Genomic DNA, 14,919 nt, shown 5'->3' with positions numbered 1-14,919 from the left:
TCCCGTACTGGAGGAAGAGCAGCGTGCGGTCGTCCTGGTCGAACAGGAGCACGCGCGACGTCGCGCGGAACGTCATCGGCCGACGAAGCTGCTGACGTCCCCGACCAGCCGGGTGTTGTCGAGCGGCACCTCCTGCACGCAGGCGAGGGCGACCTCGGCGGCGAACTCGGCGACGTTGTAGAGGCGGCCGGCGGCCTCCTTGCGGGCCTCGATGGCGCCGGGCCGGGCCCGCTCGAGCAGGGTCGCCGTGATGGTGCCCTCGATCATGTCGCCGGAGACGACGACGAAGTCGATGCCCCGAGCCCGCAGGTCCGGGATCCGCTCGCGCAGCGCATCCTCGCCGGCACGCTTGCTGAGGGCGACGGGCTCGTACTCCGGCATCGTCTCCGCATCGCGGATGAAGTGCGCCTGATGGCTGGTCACGAACACGACGCGGCCGCCCTCGCCCAGCAGCGGCAGCGCGGCGTTGAGGACGGACAGCTGCGCGTCCCGGTTGAGCCGGAGGGCGTAGTCCTCGCCGAGCCCCGTCTCCATTCCGCCCGAGGCGTTGAGGATGAGGATGTCGAGGCCGCCCCACTCCTCGCGGATGCGGTCGAACATGGCCGCGACGGAGGCGGGATCCGTCAGATCGGCGCCCACCGCGATCGCCTCTCCCCCGCGCTCCGTGAGCTGGGCGACCAGCTGCTGGGCGCGCTTCTCCTTGTTGCGGTAGTTGATGACGACCTTCGCGCCCGCCTGCGACAGGTAGACGGCGGTGTCGGCGCCCACACCGCGCGACGATCCGGTGACCAGAGCGCGACGGCCCTCCAGGGATCCGGGCGGAAGAGGGTTCGATTCAGGCGTCGTGACCACGGTCCGACCCTACCAACCGCCCTCCCGGCCGCCCAGGCGGGCGACGAGCCGCTGACGAGGTGAATCGTCCTCAGAATCAGCCCCTCACGAGCGAGAACCGGGTAGATTCGGCCTACAAGCGCCGAAAAGGATGCCCATGCTCCCCGACATCACCCAGTTCCTCTGGATCGTCTGGCTGGGCTTCATCCTCATCTGCGTCATCATCGAGCTGCTCACGCTGGATTTCACTTTCCTGATGATTGCGGCGGGCAGCCTCGGCGGGTTCGGCACGAACCTGCTCGGCGCCCCCTGGTGGGTGCAGATCCTCGTCGCGGCGATCCTGTCGGTGCTGCTGCTCGTGCTCATCCGGCCCGTCCTGCTCCGCCTGACGCGCAAGGGCGCCGATCCGACTCCCAGCAACCTGGATGCGCTCTTCGGCATGACCGGCCGCGTCGTCGTCCCCTTCGGCGAGACGGGCGGCCAGGTGAAGCTCACCAACGGCGAGACCTGGACCGCCGAAACCGAAGGCCCCACCTCGTCCGACCTCCTCGGGGTCGGCGCCACCGTCACGGTGCGAGCCATCCGCGGCTCCGTCGCCATCGTCGCCCCCACCGGAAGGACCCCGCAGCCATGATCGACGGCACCGCATTCCTCGGCCAGCTGTTCGTGATCGCCCTGCTCGTCGTCGTCGTCATCTTCGTGCTGGTGGTGCTGATCCGCTCGATCCGCATCATCCCGCAGGCCTACGCGGGCGTCGTCGAGCGGCTCGGTAAGTACCACAAGACGCTGACGCCGGGCCTCAATCTGCTCGTCCCGTTCATCGACCGGGTGCGTCCGCTCGTCGACATGCGCGAGCAGGTCGTGTCCTTCCCCCGCAGCCGGTCATCACCGAGGACAACCTGGTCGTCTCGATCGACACGGTCGTCTACTTCCAGGTCACCGACGCCCGTGCGGCGACGTACGAGATCGCCAACTACTTGGGAGCGGTCGAGCAGCTCACGACCACCACCCTCCGCAACGTCGTCGGCGGGCTCAACCTCGAGCAGGCCCTCACGAGCCGCGACAACATCAACAGCCAGCTGCGCGTCGTGCTCGACGAGGCGACCGGCAAGTGGGGCATCCGCGTCGGCCGCGTCGAGCTGAAGGCGATCGATCCGCCCGCGTCCATCCAGGACTCGATGGAGAAGCAGATGCGCGCCGAGCGCGACCGCCGTGCCCAGATCCTCACCGCCGAGGGCACCAAGCAGGCGGCGATCCTCACCGCGGAGGGCGCGCGCCAGGCGGCGATCCTCCAGGCCGAGGGTGACGCGAAGGCGCAGGTGCTTCGCGCCGACGGTGAGGCGCAGGCCATCGCCACCGTGTTCAACGCCATCCACCTCGGCAACCCCGACAGCCCCCTGCTGGCATACCAGTACCTGCAGATGCTTCCGAAGCTCGCGGAGGGCCCGGCCAGCAAGCTCTGGATCATCCCGAGCGAGCTGACGGAGGCGCTCAAGGCGATCAGCGGCGCACTCGGTGGGCACGGCGAGCCGTCCGCTCCGGTGGACGAGGAGCAGCGGGCCGCTGCCCGCGGCCGGGCCGCCGAAGCCGCCGCATCGGCCCGCGCCTCCGCTGACGCAGCGCGTGCGGAGGCGGCCGAAGCCGCGGCCGGTGCGGATTCCACGCGTTCGGTCGGGCCGGCCGGCGACGTGCCGCCCCCGGGCGCGTGACCCGCCCGCCCCGTCCCTACTTCGCTCCCCCGCGTCCGCGGGTGATCGCCCATCGCGGGCTCGCGCTCGGCGGCCTGCTCGAGAACAGCGTCGACGCGTTCGCCGCCGCCCTGGATGCAGGTGCCCATTACCTGGAGACCGACGCGCACGCGACCGCCGACGGCGTCGCCGTGCTGCTGCACGACCCCGACCTGCGTCGGCTCGCCGGGCGCGATGTCGCCGTATCGGCGCTGACACTGGCGGAATTGCGTGCGATCGAGCCCTTCGGCAACCGAATTTGTACCCTGGTCGACGCTTTGCAGACCTTTCCGTCTGCCCGCTTCAACATCGACGTGAAAGCGAAGGCCGCGATCGCCCCGGTCGCCGCCGCGATCCGCGACGCCGCCGCAGCCGACCGCGTCCTCGTCACGTCGTTCAGCTCCGCGCGCCGGACCGCCACCCTCGCCCGCACCGGCGACGTCGCGACATCCGCATCGGCGCCGCAGGTACTCGGGGCAGTGCTCGGCGGAATCCTGGGCCTCCGAGCCCTCACCCGCGCCGTTCTGCGGCATGTTGACGCCGTACAGATACCCGAGAAGGCCGGGCGGGTGCGTTTGACCACCCCTCGGATGCTCCGAGCCTTCGCGGACGCCGGAGTCGAGGTGCACATCTGGACCGTCAACGAGCCGTCCGACATGCGCCGACTGCTCGACGCTGGCGTCGACGGAATCGTCACCGACCGCTGTGATCTGCTCGCCGCGGAGGTCCGCCGCCGCTCCGAATGACCTCAAGACGCTAGGACCAAGGTCTCTTCCTGAGGGTCACTGAGAAGGTTCTGAGAATCATCCGTGGGGGAAGGATGTCCCCCGGCCGGAGGTTCAGGATGGGGAACACCAGCGAGAGGAGTCACACAATGGCAGATCGCAGTCTGCGCGGAATGCGTCTCGGCAGCCAGAGTCTGCAGAGCGAAGAGGGCGTGGTCTTCTCCCCCAGGATCACTGCGCATTACCGCAGTGAGGACGGTTCCACGTTCGAGGTGACGTTCTCCGAGGAGGCCGAGATCCCCGAGACCTGGACCTCCCCCAAGTCCGGCAAGTCCGGAGTCCTTCTGGAGAGCGACGGGACCCCTGTCGAGTCCACGAAGGCCGAGGCCAAGGCGCCGCGGACCCACTGGGACATGCTGCTCGAGCGCCGCACGCGCGCCGAGCTCGAGGAGCTCCTGGAGGAGCGCCTCCAGTACCTGCGCGCTCGTCGAGGAAAGCAGAGCATCGCCTCCTGACGAAGGTTGTACGGTCCCGCTCGGGACCTGCGAGGGCCGCCCGATCCAGGGCGGCCCTTTTCCTTTGCGTGGAGAGGACCCCCTGGTCCGCTGGTTGAGGAGCGCGCGGAGCAAGCGTCTCGAAATCCACGGTTCGTGTGACGGGAACCTCTGTATCGCGTTGCGGGCTAAGCGCCAAGGCCCCCTTGATCCGCTGATTGAGGAGCTCGCGGAGCGAGCGTCTCGAAATCCACCCTTCGTGTGACGGGAACCCCGGGTGTTGGGTTCTGGGCTCAACAGCAAGGGAGCCCCGCTCATCCGATGATTGAGGAGCTCGCGGAGCGAGCGTCTCGAAATCGACGTCTCGTGTGACCGGAACCCCTGCGCGGCGTTTCTGTGGAGGCTTAAGACGAGGAGGCGGGCCCCCTTTTCGAGCGCTCGTTGCGTCCCAGCCTTCTCAGCGCCCGTTGCGGCTGCCTCAAGCGCCGAGCGCCGAGCGCGGGGCGAGGCGCCGGCGCGTCTCACGTCTCTCGCCGAGCGCGGGGCGTGACGACGAGCGCGGGGTGTCTACGGGGCGCGCTCGTCGTTACGGGGCGCGCTCGGCGAGCGCGGTGTGGGTGCGGGCCGCGCTCGGCGAAGCGCACGGAAACGGATGCCCGCGAGGAGCAGCGCCGCTAGCCCGAAGCCGGACACCAGGACCTCGAACTCCCGACCGGCCACGACCGCAGGCGTCAGCCCGTTTCGCAGCGGCACATCGTCCACCATGGTGCCCGCCTGGTAGGTCGGCAGCTGGTCGATCGTCGAGCCGTCCGGCGCGATCACAGCGCTCGTCCCCACGGTCGAGATGTTCACCACTGTGCGCCCCGTCTCCAGAGCCCGGATGCGGGCGATCGCCAGCTGCTGCACGCTCTCGTCGGTATGCCCGAAGTCCGCGTTGTTGCTCTGCGCGAAGAGCACCTGGGCGCCCTCCTGGACGCTCTGGGTCATCAGGGCGTCATCCACGATGTCGAAGCAGATGTTGACGCCCACGACGGCCTTGCCGAGGTCGAAGACGGGATCCGTCGTGCCGGGCGTGTACTCCCGCTGGATCAACCCGATCAGGTCGGGCGCGAACGGCTCCCAGAACTTCCGGTCGGGCACGTATTCCCCGAAGGGCACGGGATGCCGCTTGTCGTACAGGTCGACCTTGCCTCGGCCCGGCTCCCAGAGCAGCGACGAGTTGTAGTAGCGGTCCCCCCGCGTGGTGATCGCGCCCACGATGAGGGGCGCCGAGGCGGCCTCCGAGACGAGGTCGAGCGCCTCGGCGGCGCGCGGCGACCGCAGCGGATCCAGGTCGCTGGCGCCCTCCGGCCACAGGAGCACGTCGAGGTGGTCCTCGATGATCGGCAGCGAGGCGGAGATGTGGCCGTCGAGGATCTCCCCGTCGTAGCCGCGCTGGTCGAAGTACGCCGAACGGGTGTTCCCCTGAACGGCCCCGACGCGCAGGCTTCCCGCGTCGACGGTGGCCCAGGACGGAACGGCGAGCGCAGCGGCGGTCGCGACCGCAAGGAGCAGCACGTCCGGAACCACGCGACCGGGCAGCCCCGGGAGCCGGCGGGGACGCGCGAACCACAGCTCGACCGCCAGCGCGGTCAGCGCGACGAGCACGAACCCGACGCCCGAGATGCCGAGCCAGGAGAAGAGGTGCCGGAAGGGGCTCTCCGACTGGGACATCGCGAGCCGGCCCCAGGAGAAGCCGCCGTAGGGCCAGACGGCGCTGATCGCCTCGCGAGCCGTCCAGAGGCCGGCGACGACGAGCGGGACGACACCGATCCGTCCCAGCCTGCTCGGGAAGACCCGCGGCACCCACCGGTAGGCCAGCGACACGAGGACGCTGCCGCCCGCCACGAACAGCGCCTCCAGTGTCGACAGTGCCAGCCATGGCAGGTCGCCGAGGAACAGGGTCGCCCACTCGATGTGCACGAGGTAGAAGGTGAGTCCGAACACGAGTCCGGTCAGGAAGGCGCCCCCAGGCCGGCGACCGCGCAGCGCGACGAGCACGATCGCGACGCCGGGGAAGGCGAGCGGCCAGATCCCGGCGTCGGGGAACGCGCCGTCCAGGAGCGCGGCCGCGCCGATAGCCAGCAGGACCGTTCCCCAGAGTGGGACCACCGCGCCGACTCGGACGGGGACGGCCTGGGGCGGCACACCGCGACGACGCCCGGCCGAACCGGTGCCCGCCGGGCGCTCCGCGATCAGAGGCTCAGCCGTCACGCGTCTCAGCCCACGCTCGAGTAGGCGACGATGCCCCGCCGGATGGCGTCCATGGCCTGGCGGGCCGTGCGTCCCTGGCGGCCGTCCGCGACGATCGAGATCTGGTCGAGCAGGTCGATGGTCTGCTTCGACCAGCGGACGAAGTCGCCCGCCTGCAGGTCCGCGTCGCGCAGGACCTGATCGAGCGGGCCACCCCGCGCCCACTTGTGCATCGCGATCACGAGTCCGGTGGAGGGCGGCGTGGAGCCGGGGAGCTTGTGGTCCCGCTCGACGTCGTCGAGCCGGGCCCAGATGTCCTGCAGCTTGTCGAGGGAGGCGCGGAAGGGGCCGCGCGGGAGCCAGCGCTCCGAGACCGGGTCCTCCTCGCGTCGCGGCTCGAAGACCAGCGTGGTGGCGAGGGCGGCGAAGGCGGCAGGATCCAGCTCGTTCCAGACGCCGCGGCGCAGAGACTCCGCGACGAGGAGGTCTCGCTCGCCGTAGATCCGCTTGAGCATGGTCCCGTTGCCCGTCAGGACGATCTGCCCCTCGGCGTCGAGCTTGAGGTAGCCCTCCTCGAGAAGCACGTCGGTGACGCGGTCGAAGACCTTGGCGACTGCACCGGTCCGCGTCGCGATCTGCTGCCGGAGGCCGTCCGTCTGGCGCTTGAGGCGCCACCAGCGCTCCGCCCAGCGGGACAGCTCCTCGCGCTTCGGCGACGAGTGGCCGGGATGGGTACGCAGCCGCTTCCGCAGCTCGGCCAGGCGCCGCTGGTGCTTCTCCGCCTGCGCCTTCGTCCGGTCGCGGTTCTGGGAGCCGGCGCGCTCGAGGTCGGTGATCTCGCGGCGGATCTGCGCGTACTCCGTGAAGTCGCCGCTCTGCCCGCTCTCGTCCTGCATGGCCTTCTCGTAGCCGGCGAGCGACTCCTCCTGCTGGCGCACCTTGCGGGCGAGGTCGACGACGGCCCGGTCGGCCTGGAACTGGGCGAAGCTCGACTCGAGGATCTCGCGGGTGCGGTCCCGGCCGAACTGCTCGATGAGGTTGACCGCCATGTTGTAGGTGGGCCGGAAGGAGGAGTTCAGCGGATAGCTGCGCCGGGAGGCGAGCGAGGCGACGGCCTGCGGCTCCATGCCGTCGGCCCACTGGATGACGGAGTGACCCTCGACGTCGATGCCCCGGCGCCCGGCGCGGCCGGTCAGCTGGGTGTACTCCCCCGGCGTGATCGGGACGCGGGCTTCCCCATTGAATTTCTCGAGCTTCTCCAGGACGACCGTGCGAGCGGGCATGTTGATGCCGAGCGCGAGCGTCTCCGTCGCGAAGACCACCTTGACGAGCTTCCGCTGGAACAGCTCCTCGACGACCTCCTTGAAGGCCGGCAGGAGGCCGGCGTGGTGGGACGCCACCCCGCGCTCGAGGCCCTCGAGCCACTCCCAGTAGCCGAGGACGGCGAGGTCCTCGTCCATCAGCGTGCGGCAGCGGTCCTCGACGATCTCGCGGATCTCCTTCCGCTCCCACGACTCCGTGAGCTTGACGCCGTCACGGAGAACCTGCTGGACCGCGGCGTCGCAGCCCACCCGGCTGAAGATGAAGAAGATGGCGGGCAGGAGGTTGCGCTCGTCGAGCAGGCGGACGAGATCGGCCCGGTCCATCCGGCCCATGTCAGGACGGCCGCCCTTCGAATGGCGGCGGCCCACATCCCGCGCCTCCCGGACCCCCAGCACCCGGCCGCCGTAGCGGGCCATCTGCACAAGCTCCGGGTTCACCCGGTTGGTCGCGGCGAGCCCGGATGAGTCGAAGAGGTCGACGAGCTTGGAGCGCACGATGACGTGCTGCTGGAGCGGCACCGGGCGCTCCTCGGACACGATCACGTCGGTGTCGCCGCGGACCGCCTGCAGCCAGTCGCCGAACTCCTCGGCGTTCGACACCGTCGCGCTCAGGGACACCAGGCGTGCGGTCTGCGGCAGGTGGATGATGACCTCCTCCCACACCGGGCCGCGGAAGCGGTCGGCGAGGTAGTGCACCTCGTCCATGACGACGAACGCGAGGTCCTGCAGGAGGTCGGAGTCGGCGTAGAGCATGTTGCGGAGGACCTCGGTCGTCATGACGACGATCCGGGCGCGCGCGTTGATGTTGGTGTCGCCCGTCAGCAGACCGACGTTCTCGGGTCCGTAGTCCTCGACCAGCTCGTTGAACTTCTGGTTGGACAGCGCCTTGATGGGCGCGGTGTAGAAGACCTTGTCGCTCACCTCCTGCATCGCGAGGAAGACCGCGAACTCGGCGACGATGGTCTTGCCGGCTCCCGTCGGGGCGGCCACGAGCACGCCCCTCCTCCTCCAGCGACTCGCACGCGCGCACCTGGAACGGGTCCAGGTCGAAGGACTGGCGCGCCTGGAACGCGTCGAGGGCCGGGAAGCGGCGCTTGTTCCGCGAGGCGGCGAAGCGCTCCGCCGGGGACAGCTCTGCGGTCATGGTGTTCCGTTCCGTGTCAGGAGGCGTACCCGGCCGCAAGCGCGTCCGTGCGGCGCGCCACCCGCCGGTCGTGCAGGACCGCGATGCCCGCCGCTGCCACGTAGAGCAGCACCATCGGGATCGCGAGGAGGAACATCGAGATGACATCGGCCGCCGGGGTGGCGACCGCCGTGAACAGCACGATCGTGAGGATGGCGACGCGCCAGCTCTTGAGGATGCTGACGCCGGGCAGGACGCCGACGAAGTTGAGCAGCACGAGGAACACCGGCAGGACGAAGGCGACGCCGACGATGAGGATCAGCTTGAGCACGAAGTCGAGGTAGTCGCTCGCGTTGAGGAACACCGAGTCCTGCTTGGGCGCGAAGCCGACCATGAGCTCGACGATGTGCGGCCACACGTACCAGCCGCTCGCGCAGCCGGCGAAGAACAGCGGGACGGCGGCGAAGAAGAAGCCGAAGCCGTACTGCCGCTCCTTGCGCGTGAGGCCCGGGACGATGAACGCCCAGACCTGGTAGAGCCACACCGGCGCGGAGAGCACGAGGCCCGCCGTGAACGAGATGCGCAGCTTGAGGTCGAACGCCTGCGTGATGTTCGTGTAGTTGATCTTCGCGTCGTGGCTCTTCGCCAGCGCGTACATGGGCGTCCGCAGGGCGTCCCAGATCCAGTCGGAGAGCAGGTAGCCGGCCACCATCGCGACGGCGATCGCGATCGCAGAGATGAACAGCCGGCGCCGCAGTTCCAGCAGGTGCTCGCCGAGCGACATGCGCCGCTCGGAGTCGCGGTCCCGCCGTGCGCGGGCCATCCGCTACTGCTTCGGCTGGGACCCCGTGCTGTCCGCCGGGGTCACGGTCGGCGCGACGGCCGGCGGGTCCTCGGTGTACACGATCGGGGTCTTGGGCGCGTCGATCCGCGGGTCATCGTCGGACTTGATCTCGGCCTTGAAGATCTTCATGGACTGGCCGATGCTCTTCGCGAGGGCCGGCAGCTTGGGCGCCCCGAACAGCAGCAGCACGATGACCAGGATGACGATCAGGTGCGGCCATCCGAATGCGTTGCCGAAGATTCCCATGGGAAGGTCCTCTTTCTCAGATCGGCGGTTACCAGGAGTTTACCCCGGGCCAGGCGGCTCTCCCGGCGCACACGCTTCCGGTCTGCTCGGAGATCGGCAAGGACGCGATGCGCCTCCTGCACCTCCGCGCGATCTCGGAGGATCGCGTTGGTGAAGTGGCGGGGTGAGACCTCGTCACTCGCGGCGTCGAGCAGCTCGAGTTTCGACGTCAGCTCCCCGAGCGCCTCGAAGGCGGTCATGGCCTTGCGGAACAGCCACCAGCCGAAGAGCGCGAGCATGCCGAGCATCGCGAGCACGAGCAGCACCCAGATGAGCACCCAGGACCACCACGGCATCCCCCGAGTCTAGTTCCGCTCGAAATGCGGGAAAGGAGGAGGGCGCCGAGTACCGATGATTGAGGAGCTCGCGCTGCGAGCGTCTCGAAATCAGGCCCGATGGTCGGAGAGTACGGGGCGCCGCGCCCAAGGATCGTCCCGCGGATTTCGAGACGCCGCTTCGCGGCTCCTCAATCAGCGGGCGTGTTGTCGCGATGCGCTGCTTTGTGGTCCTCGGTTCGCGGGCGCGAGGGCGCGCGCTCAGGCGTCGTAGGCGGCGAGGCCCGCGCGGGCCCAGTCTGCGACCGCGGTACGCGCGTCGTCCGGGGAGAGGACGCGGACCGTGCCCGACAGACGCGCCGCCAGGCGCTTGAGGCCGTGGTAGTGGCCCACGCGGATCGTCGCCTCGACCAGACCCGGGCGCGCGCCGGGACGCGTGCGGGTGCCCTCCGGCAGGTACTCCCCCAGAAGCGGCAGCGCGCTCTCGCTGACCTCGACGACGACCGTGAGGTCCTCGGGCGACGTCTCGAAGAGCACGTCGGAGAGCGCGACCTCCTCCGCGGCCCGGCTGACGGGCGCATCCGTCGCGCGCACGGCGCTCATCCGGTCGAGCCGGAAGGTGCGGACAGCCTCGCGGGCATGGTCCCAGCCCCGGAGGTACCAGTTCTCGTCGTCCGAGTCGAGCCGCAGCGGATCGACGGTGCGGGTCTCGGTGTTGCCCTGCGCATCCCGGTACGCGAACTCGACCTGATGCTTCGCGACGAGGGCATCCCGCAGGACCGGGAGGTCCGCGTCGACGCGGGCGCCGGCGACCACCACGGGGCTCGGCGGGGCGGAGGCCCCCGCGCGAGCTTGTTCATGAGCGACGCGAGCGCGGCCCGATCCGCGTTCTCGGGCAGCGCCGACAGATACTGCAGCCCGGCGAGCAGCGCCGCCGTCTCGCGGGCGGAGAAGCGCGGCGACTCGTCGATCGCGACCGAGTGGGTGAGGACGATCAGATCGTTCTCCTCGAACTCGTCCCAGTTGATGTCGAAGAGGTCGTTGTGCAGGTAGGCGTCGCTGTCGCCCGGCAGCCCGGAGACGGCGATGAGCTCGACGGCGCGACGCATCTCGTCGTCTCTGACCCCGAAGTGCTTCGCCGCCTCGGCGACGCTCACCTGCTCGTGGTCGATCAGGTAGGGCACCAGCGACAGCAGGAAGGCGAGCTTGTCCTGCGCCTGCAGCGGTCGCGCGCTCATCGAGCCGCCTCCTCGTGGTCGGCGACGACGCGCCTCAGCCGGGCGATCACCCGGTCCTTCAGATGATCGGGCTCGAGGACGAGCACCTCGGGTCCGAACGAGGCGAGCTCGTCCGCCATCAGGTTGGAGTCGGAGTAGTTGAGCACGAGCTCCCCTCCGCCGGCACGGAGGCGGCGCGGCGGCTGAGGCGCGTCTCGGCGTCCGAGCCCGGGGCCACGCGGATCCGCACGCGGCCGTTGGCGAGGATGCGGTCCAGCTCGTTCAGCGCGGCTGCCGCGGCGTCGCCTTCCGGCGGGACGAACACGGTCCGCGTGGTCGTGACGGGTCCCACGATGCGGCTCAGCAGGAAGGTGCGGGGCGCCTTGCGCGCGCGGTCCTGCGAGGCGAGGTGCCAGCGTCCCTCGTGCTTGACGAGGGCCAGCGGCTCCACGGTCCGCTCGGTCGCGGCGTTCTCCCCGGCTTGAGGTACGCGAACTTGACGACGAGGTGCTTGTCGATCGCCGACCGGAGGGGCTCGAAGGCGGTCTCCCGGACGCGGATGCGCGGCGCATAGCCGATGGTCGGGTCGTCTGCCTCGACGCCGAGCGAGCGGAGCTTGATGAGGGCCCGGTGCGACTCGCTCGACAGCGAGCCCTCGCGCCAGACCTCAGCGGCGAGGTTGAGCAGCGTCGTCTCCTGCGGCGTGAACGTCACGTCCGCAGGCAGGTCGTATGCGCCCTTCGGGATGCGGTAGCGGAGGTTCTGGTTGTTGCCCGCCTCGCTCGGCGGCTCGATGGTCTCGAGCGGCACGCCGAGCTCGCGGATGTCGTCCTTGTCGCGCTCGAACTGGCGCTCGAGGCTCGCGTTGTTCCCGCCCGTCGAGTACCGCTGGCGATAGCCCTGCACGGAGGAGAGGATCTCCGCCTTGGTGAGGCCGTGCTCGGTCGCGACGAGGGCGAGGACGAGGCTGAAGAGCCTCTCCTCGACGGGCACCGCCTCCGACGCCAACGGAGTGCTTACTTGACGATGCCGAGGACGTCGATGACGAAGACGAGCGTCGATCCGGCCGGGACGGACCCGCTCGCCTGATCGCCGTACGCCTGGTCCGGCGGAATGACCGCGAGGATCTGGTCGCCCACCTGGGCGCCCTTCAGGGCGTCGAGGAAGCCGGGGATCGCCTGCCCCTTCGTCGCCTTGATGGTGATCGGGGCGCCGTTCTGCCAGCTGGAGTCGAAGACGGTGCCCTCCTTCCAGAGCACGCCCGTGTAGTTGACGAGGACCGAGTCGCCGCTCTTCACCTTCCGGCCGTTGCCGGAGATGAGGTCGGCCACCTGGAGCTTCTTCGGCGGGTCTGCCGCGGGGATCGTGATGCCGGGGCGGCCGTCGGGCGCGAGCACGACGGACGGGAGGCCCTCCTGGGCGACCTGGGCGATCCCCTGCGCACGGGCGAGGAAGGCGTCCTTGAAGTCGACGACGACCACGAGGGAGTCGTCCTTCGCGATGCCGGCGGGGCGGCTGTCGTCGGAGAACGCCTCCTTGCCGGGGACGACGACCGCGACGCGGCTGCCGACCTCGGCGCACTGGAGGCCCTTCTTGAGGCCCGCGATCGGCAGCTTGTCGATCACGAACGACGACGGGGTGCCTGCTCCGTAGTCCGACTGGTCCAGGACGTCCCCGGTCGTGCCGTTCAGGATCGTGAGGTAGCCCGACACGAACTGGTCGCCCTGGATGGGCGTGCCCTCGCCGGCCTGCAGCACGCTGACCTCGGTCTTCTTGGGGCGCAGCGGCGTCGGGAAGGTGACGTCCGGCTGGCTGAGCACTGTGCCGGACGCGGAGACCGCGTTCGACGCGGTGCCGGCGGAGGCCTTCGGCACGCAATCCGTGTTCGCGGGGCCGACATAGCAGGCGGACAGGCCGCCGAGCAGGGCGCCGGCCACGAGCGTGGCGGACACGACGCGCGGGAGTCGTCTGATCATGGAGGAAGCCGTCCAGGGGAAGCCGAGGGGCCGGGATCGGCCGCCGACCAGTCTACTGGTCGGCGTCCGCGCCGAACGCGGACCCCGCGCCGGTACGGTCCTCGCTCGGTGGCGGCGAGTCCGGGGTCGCGGGCGTCCCTTCGCCGCCGCGCGCCAGGGACGCGGCTGCGCCGGCCTGTGCGGCCCGGACCTTGCGCCGGAGCGTCTTCGCGCTCGCGCTGCCTCGCTCCCCGAGCGCGCCCGGGGTCCACAGCTCGACGTCCTCGTCGCCGTACTCCGTCTTCGAGGCACGGCGCTTGACCTGCGGCAGGATCGCGCCGGGCGCGAGGCGGCGGGCGGTGAGGAGGAATCCGGTGTGACCGATCATCCGGTGGTCCGGACGCACCGCGAGCCCCTCGACGTGCCACGTGCGGACCAGCGTCTCGCTCGAGTCCGGGTCGGTGAAGGCGCCCGACTCGCGGATCGCCTCGGCGACGCGGCTCAGCTGGGTCACGGTCGCGATGTAGCAGAGCAGGACGCCGCCGGGGGTGAGGGCGTCGGCTGCGACGTCAATGCACTCCCAGGGCGCGAGCATGTCGAGGACGACGCGGTCGACCGTGCCGGGTTCGGCGACGGCCGGCAGCTCCTCGACGAGGTCGCCCGTCACGATCCGCCAGTTCGCCGGCTCCGTGCCGAGGAAGCCGACGACGTTGCCCGCCGCGACATCCGCGAACTCCTCCCGGCGCTCGAAGGAGGTGAGGGTGCCCGACGGGCCGATCGCGCGCAGCAGCCAGAGGCTCAGCGCCCCGCTGCCGACGCCGGCCTCGATCACCCGGGCGCCCGGGAAGATGTCGGCCTGGGCGAGGATCTGCGCGGCGTCCTTCGGATAGATGATCGCGGCGCCGCGCGGCATGCTCATGACGAAGTCGGACAGCAGCGGCCGGAGGGCGAGGTACTCCACTCCCCGGAGTTGGCGACGACCGACCCGTCGGGCAGCCCGATGAGCGCCTCGTGCTCGAGCACGCCGCGGTGTGAGTGGAACTGCTTGCCGGGGGCGAGCGTGATCGTGTTGAGGCGGCCCTTCGGGCCTGTGAGCTGGACGCGGTCGCCGACCTCGAAGGGCCCGGAGAATGCGCTCATGAGGCGAGCTCCTCGTCGTCCACCTCGGGTGCGCCGGGAAGCAGGGCGACCAGATCGGGGATGTGCCGGCCCGCCAGCGTCGGCCAGACGGTGTAGCCGTTGCCGGAAGGCAGGTCGACCGTGTGCGGCACCCCGATCGCCGTGGCTCCCGCGCTCATGGCGGAGGCGAGGCCGGGCCGGGAGTCCTCGATCGCGACCGTCAGCTGGGCTGGCACCCCGAGGAGCTCCATCGCCCGGAGGTACGGCTCGGGATGCGGTTTGGGGTTCTCCACGTCGCTGCCGGAGACGATGACGTCGAAGGCCGGGCCGGCCAGGGGAACGCCGCCGCGATCTCCTCGGCCATCGGCCGCATGGACATGGTCACGAGCGCGGTCGGGACGCCGGCGGCGCGCAGCTCGGTCAGCAGCTCGCGCGCGCCCGGACGCCACGGCACGTTGTCCCTGACCCGCTTCATCACCTCGCGCTGGAGGTGGTCGATGATGTCGGCCGCATCCCAGGGCACGCCCTTCGCCTGGAGCGTCTCGGCAGAGATCCACAGGCTCAGCCCCACCTGCGCCAGCCCGTCCTCGGGGTGCCAGGTGCCGCCGAACGACTCCACGAGCTCGGTCTCGGTCGCCTGCCAGTACGGCTCGGTGTCGACGAGGGTGCCGTCCATGTCCCAGAGGACGGCGGCGGGAAGGGCGGAAGTCACAACGGGCCAGTCTAGGCAACGGGCACGGAGCGCCCGCCTCGACGGCGGCGCCGACGTC

General features: G+C 70.3%; 15 protein-coding genes and 5 pseudogenes. 4 read left to right on the top strand and 16 right to left on the bottom strand.

Annotation, left to right across the window (positions count from 1 at the left end; all coding sequences use genetic code 11):
* Window positions 1–72: 72 nt before the first annotated feature.
* The gene (locus QUE51_RS15350; RefSeq protein ID WP_286277225.1) at window positions 73–852 is read right to left on the bottom strand and encodes an SDR family oxidoreductase; all 780 of its coding nucleotides are present in this window, start codon (window positions 850–852) and stop codon (window positions 73–75) included.
* A 136-nt stretch (window positions 853–988) separates the two neighbouring features.
* Between QUE51_RS15350 and QUE51_RS15345 the strand changes: the two genes are divergently transcribed.
* From QUE51_RS15345 to QUE51_RS15330, 4 genes and pseudogenes are all read left to right on the top strand, one after another.
* Window positions 989–1,465, top strand: coding sequence for an NfeD family protein (locus QUE51_RS15345; RefSeq protein WP_286277224.1), 477 nt, complete (start codon window positions 989–991; stop codon window positions 1,463–1,465).
* Window positions 1,462–2,366: pseudogene (locus QUE51_RS15340) on the top strand (SPFH domain-containing protein); the annotation flags it as partial. The gene QUE51_RS15345 and the pseudogene QUE51_RS15340, both read left to right, overlap by 4 nt.
* A 215-nt stretch (window positions 2,367–2,581) precedes the next feature.
* Entirely contained in the window at window positions 2,582–3,304 is a 723-nt protein-coding gene (locus QUE51_RS15335; protein ID WP_286277223.1) for a glycerophosphodiester phosphodiesterase family protein, read from the top strand.
* A 128-nt stretch (window positions 3,305–3,432) separates the two neighbouring features.
* A complete protein-coding gene (locus QUE51_RS15330; protein WP_286277222.1) occupies window positions 3,433–3,798 on the top strand; it encodes an RNA polymerase-binding protein RbpA in 366 nt (121 codons plus the stop codon).
* 546 nt (window positions 3,799–4,344) lie between these two features.
* Here QUE51_RS15330 and lnt read toward each other — a convergent pair.
* The 15 genes and pseudogenes from lnt to QUE51_RS15265 all read right to left on the bottom strand — a co-directional run bounded on the left by lnt (window position 4,345) and on the right by QUE51_RS15265 (window position 14,861).
* On the bottom strand, window positions 4,345–6,030 hold the full coding sequence (gene lnt, locus QUE51_RS15325; protein WP_286277221.1) for an apolipoprotein N-acyltransferase: 1,686 nt from the start codon (window positions 6,028–6,030) through the stop codon (window positions 4,345–4,347).
* A gap of 5 nt (window positions 6,031–6,035) precedes the next feature.
* A pseudogene (locus QUE51_RS15320) lies at window positions 6,036–8,475 on the bottom strand (DEAD/DEAH box helicase).
* A gap of 16 nt (window positions 8,476–8,491) precedes the next feature.
* Window positions 8,492–9,238 (bottom strand): twin-arginine translocase subunit TatC, encoded by a 747-nt coding sequence (tatC, locus tag QUE51_RS15315; RefSeq protein ID WP_286279425.1) that lies wholly within the window; start codon window positions 9,236–9,238, stop codon window positions 8,492–8,494.
* Window positions 9,239–9,280: 42 nt separating this feature from the next.
* On the bottom strand, window positions 9,281–9,544 hold the full coding sequence (gene tatA / locus QUE51_RS15310) for a twin-arginine translocase TatA/TatE family subunit (RefSeq protein ID WP_286277219.1): 264 nt from the start codon (window positions 9,542–9,544) through the stop codon (window positions 9,281–9,283).
* Window positions 9,505–9,879: a hypothetical protein gene (locus QUE51_RS15305; protein WP_286277218.1), complete on the bottom strand. Its 375-nt coding sequence runs from the start codon at window positions 9,877–9,879 to the stop codon at window positions 9,505–9,507. Before QUE51_RS15305 ends, tatA begins: the two co-directional genes overlap by 40 nt.
* Window positions 9,880–10,119: 240 nt before the next feature.
* Window positions 10,120–10,461 (bottom strand): WCX domain-containing protein, encoded by a 342-nt coding sequence (locus QUE51_RS18535; protein WP_491562659.1) that lies wholly within the window; start codon window positions 10,459–10,461, stop codon window positions 10,120–10,122.
* 45 nt (window positions 10,462–10,506) lie between these two features.
* Window positions 10,507–10,674 (bottom strand): annotated as a pseudogene (locus QUE51_RS18530) (WYL domain-containing protein); the annotation flags it as partial.
* Between the two features lie 89 nt (window positions 10,675–10,763).
* Window positions 10,764–11,096 (bottom strand): annotated as a pseudogene (locus QUE51_RS15295) (helix-turn-helix transcriptional regulator); the annotation flags it as partial.
* A complete protein-coding gene (locus QUE51_RS15290; protein WP_286277215.1) occupies window positions 11,093–11,242 on the bottom strand; it encodes a WCX domain-containing protein in 150 nt (49 codons plus the stop codon). The pseudogene QUE51_RS15295 and the gene QUE51_RS15290, both read right to left, overlap by 4 nt.
* Window positions 11,215–11,526, bottom strand: a complete 312-nt coding sequence (locus tag QUE51_RS15285) for a WYL domain-containing protein (protein ID WP_286277214.1) — start codon at window positions 11,524–11,526, stop codon at window positions 11,215–11,217. Before QUE51_RS15285 ends, QUE51_RS15290 begins: the two co-directional genes overlap by 28 nt.
* Window positions 11,436–12,083, bottom strand: a complete 648-nt coding sequence (locus QUE51_RS15280; protein ID WP_286277213.1) for a helix-turn-helix transcriptional regulator — start codon at window positions 12,081–12,083, stop codon at window positions 11,436–11,438. The genes QUE51_RS15285 and QUE51_RS15280 overlap by 91 nt, the downstream gene beginning before the upstream one ends.
* A gap of 8 nt (window positions 12,084–12,091) precedes the next feature.
* Entirely contained in the window at window positions 12,092–13,051 is a 960-nt protein-coding gene (locus QUE51_RS15275) for an FKBP-type peptidyl-prolyl cis-trans isomerase (RefSeq protein WP_286277212.1), read from the bottom strand.
* A gap of 52 nt (window positions 13,052–13,103) precedes the next feature.
* Window positions 13,104–14,170 (bottom strand): annotated as a pseudogene (locus tag QUE51_RS15270) (tRNA (adenine-N1)-methyltransferase).
* Window positions 14,167–14,442 (bottom strand): HAD-IA family hydrolase, encoded by a 276-nt coding sequence (locus QUE51_RS18290; protein ID WP_350226675.1) that lies wholly within the window; start codon window positions 14,440–14,442, stop codon window positions 14,167–14,169. Before QUE51_RS18290 ends, QUE51_RS15270 begins: the two are co-directional and overlap by 4 nt.
* Window positions 14,370–14,861, bottom strand: a complete 492-nt coding sequence (locus tag QUE51_RS15265; RefSeq protein WP_350226674.1) for an HAD family hydrolase — start codon at window positions 14,859–14,861, stop codon at window positions 14,370–14,372. The genes QUE51_RS18290 and QUE51_RS15265 overlap by 73 nt, the downstream gene beginning before the upstream one ends.
* Window positions 14,862–14,919: the final 58 nt, after the last annotated feature.

Source organism: Naasia aerilata (assembly GCF_030296595.1).
GTDB classification, from domain to species: Bacteria; Actinomycetota; Actinomycetes; order Actinomycetales; family Microbacteriaceae; genus Naasia; species Naasia aerilata.
This window is presented reverse-complemented; position numbering and strand designations above follow the sequence as displayed.

Bases quoted from the DNA above. Each gene is read 5' to 3' on its own strand.
- QUE51_RS15275 (WP_286277212.1), bottom strand. From the start codon at position 13,051: ATGATCAGACGACTCCCGCGCGTCGTGTCCGCCACGCTCGTGGCCGGC.
- QUE51_RS15330 (WP_286277222.1), top strand. From the start codon at position 3,433: ATGGCAGATCGCAGTCTGCGCGGAATGCGTCTCGGCAGCCAGAGTCTG.
- QUE51_RS15345 (WP_286277224.1), top strand. From the start codon at position 989: ATGCTCCCCGACATCACCCAGTTCCTCTGGATCGTCTGGCTGGGCTTC.
- QUE51_RS18535 (WP_491562659.1), bottom strand. From the start codon at position 10,461: ATGAGCGCCGTGCGCGCGACGGATGCGCCCGTCAGCCGGGCCGCGGAG.
- tatC (WP_286279425.1), bottom strand. From the start codon at position 9,238: ATGTCGCTCGGCGAGCACCTGCTGGAACTGCGGCGCCGGCTGTTCATC.
- QUE51_RS15305 (WP_286277218.1), bottom strand. From the start codon at position 9,879: ATGCCGTGGTGGTCCTGGGTGCTCATCTGGGTGCTGCTCGTGCTCGCG.
- tatA (WP_286277219.1), bottom strand. From the start codon at position 9,544: ATGGGAATCTTCGGCAACGCATTCGGATGGCCGCACCTGATCGTCATC.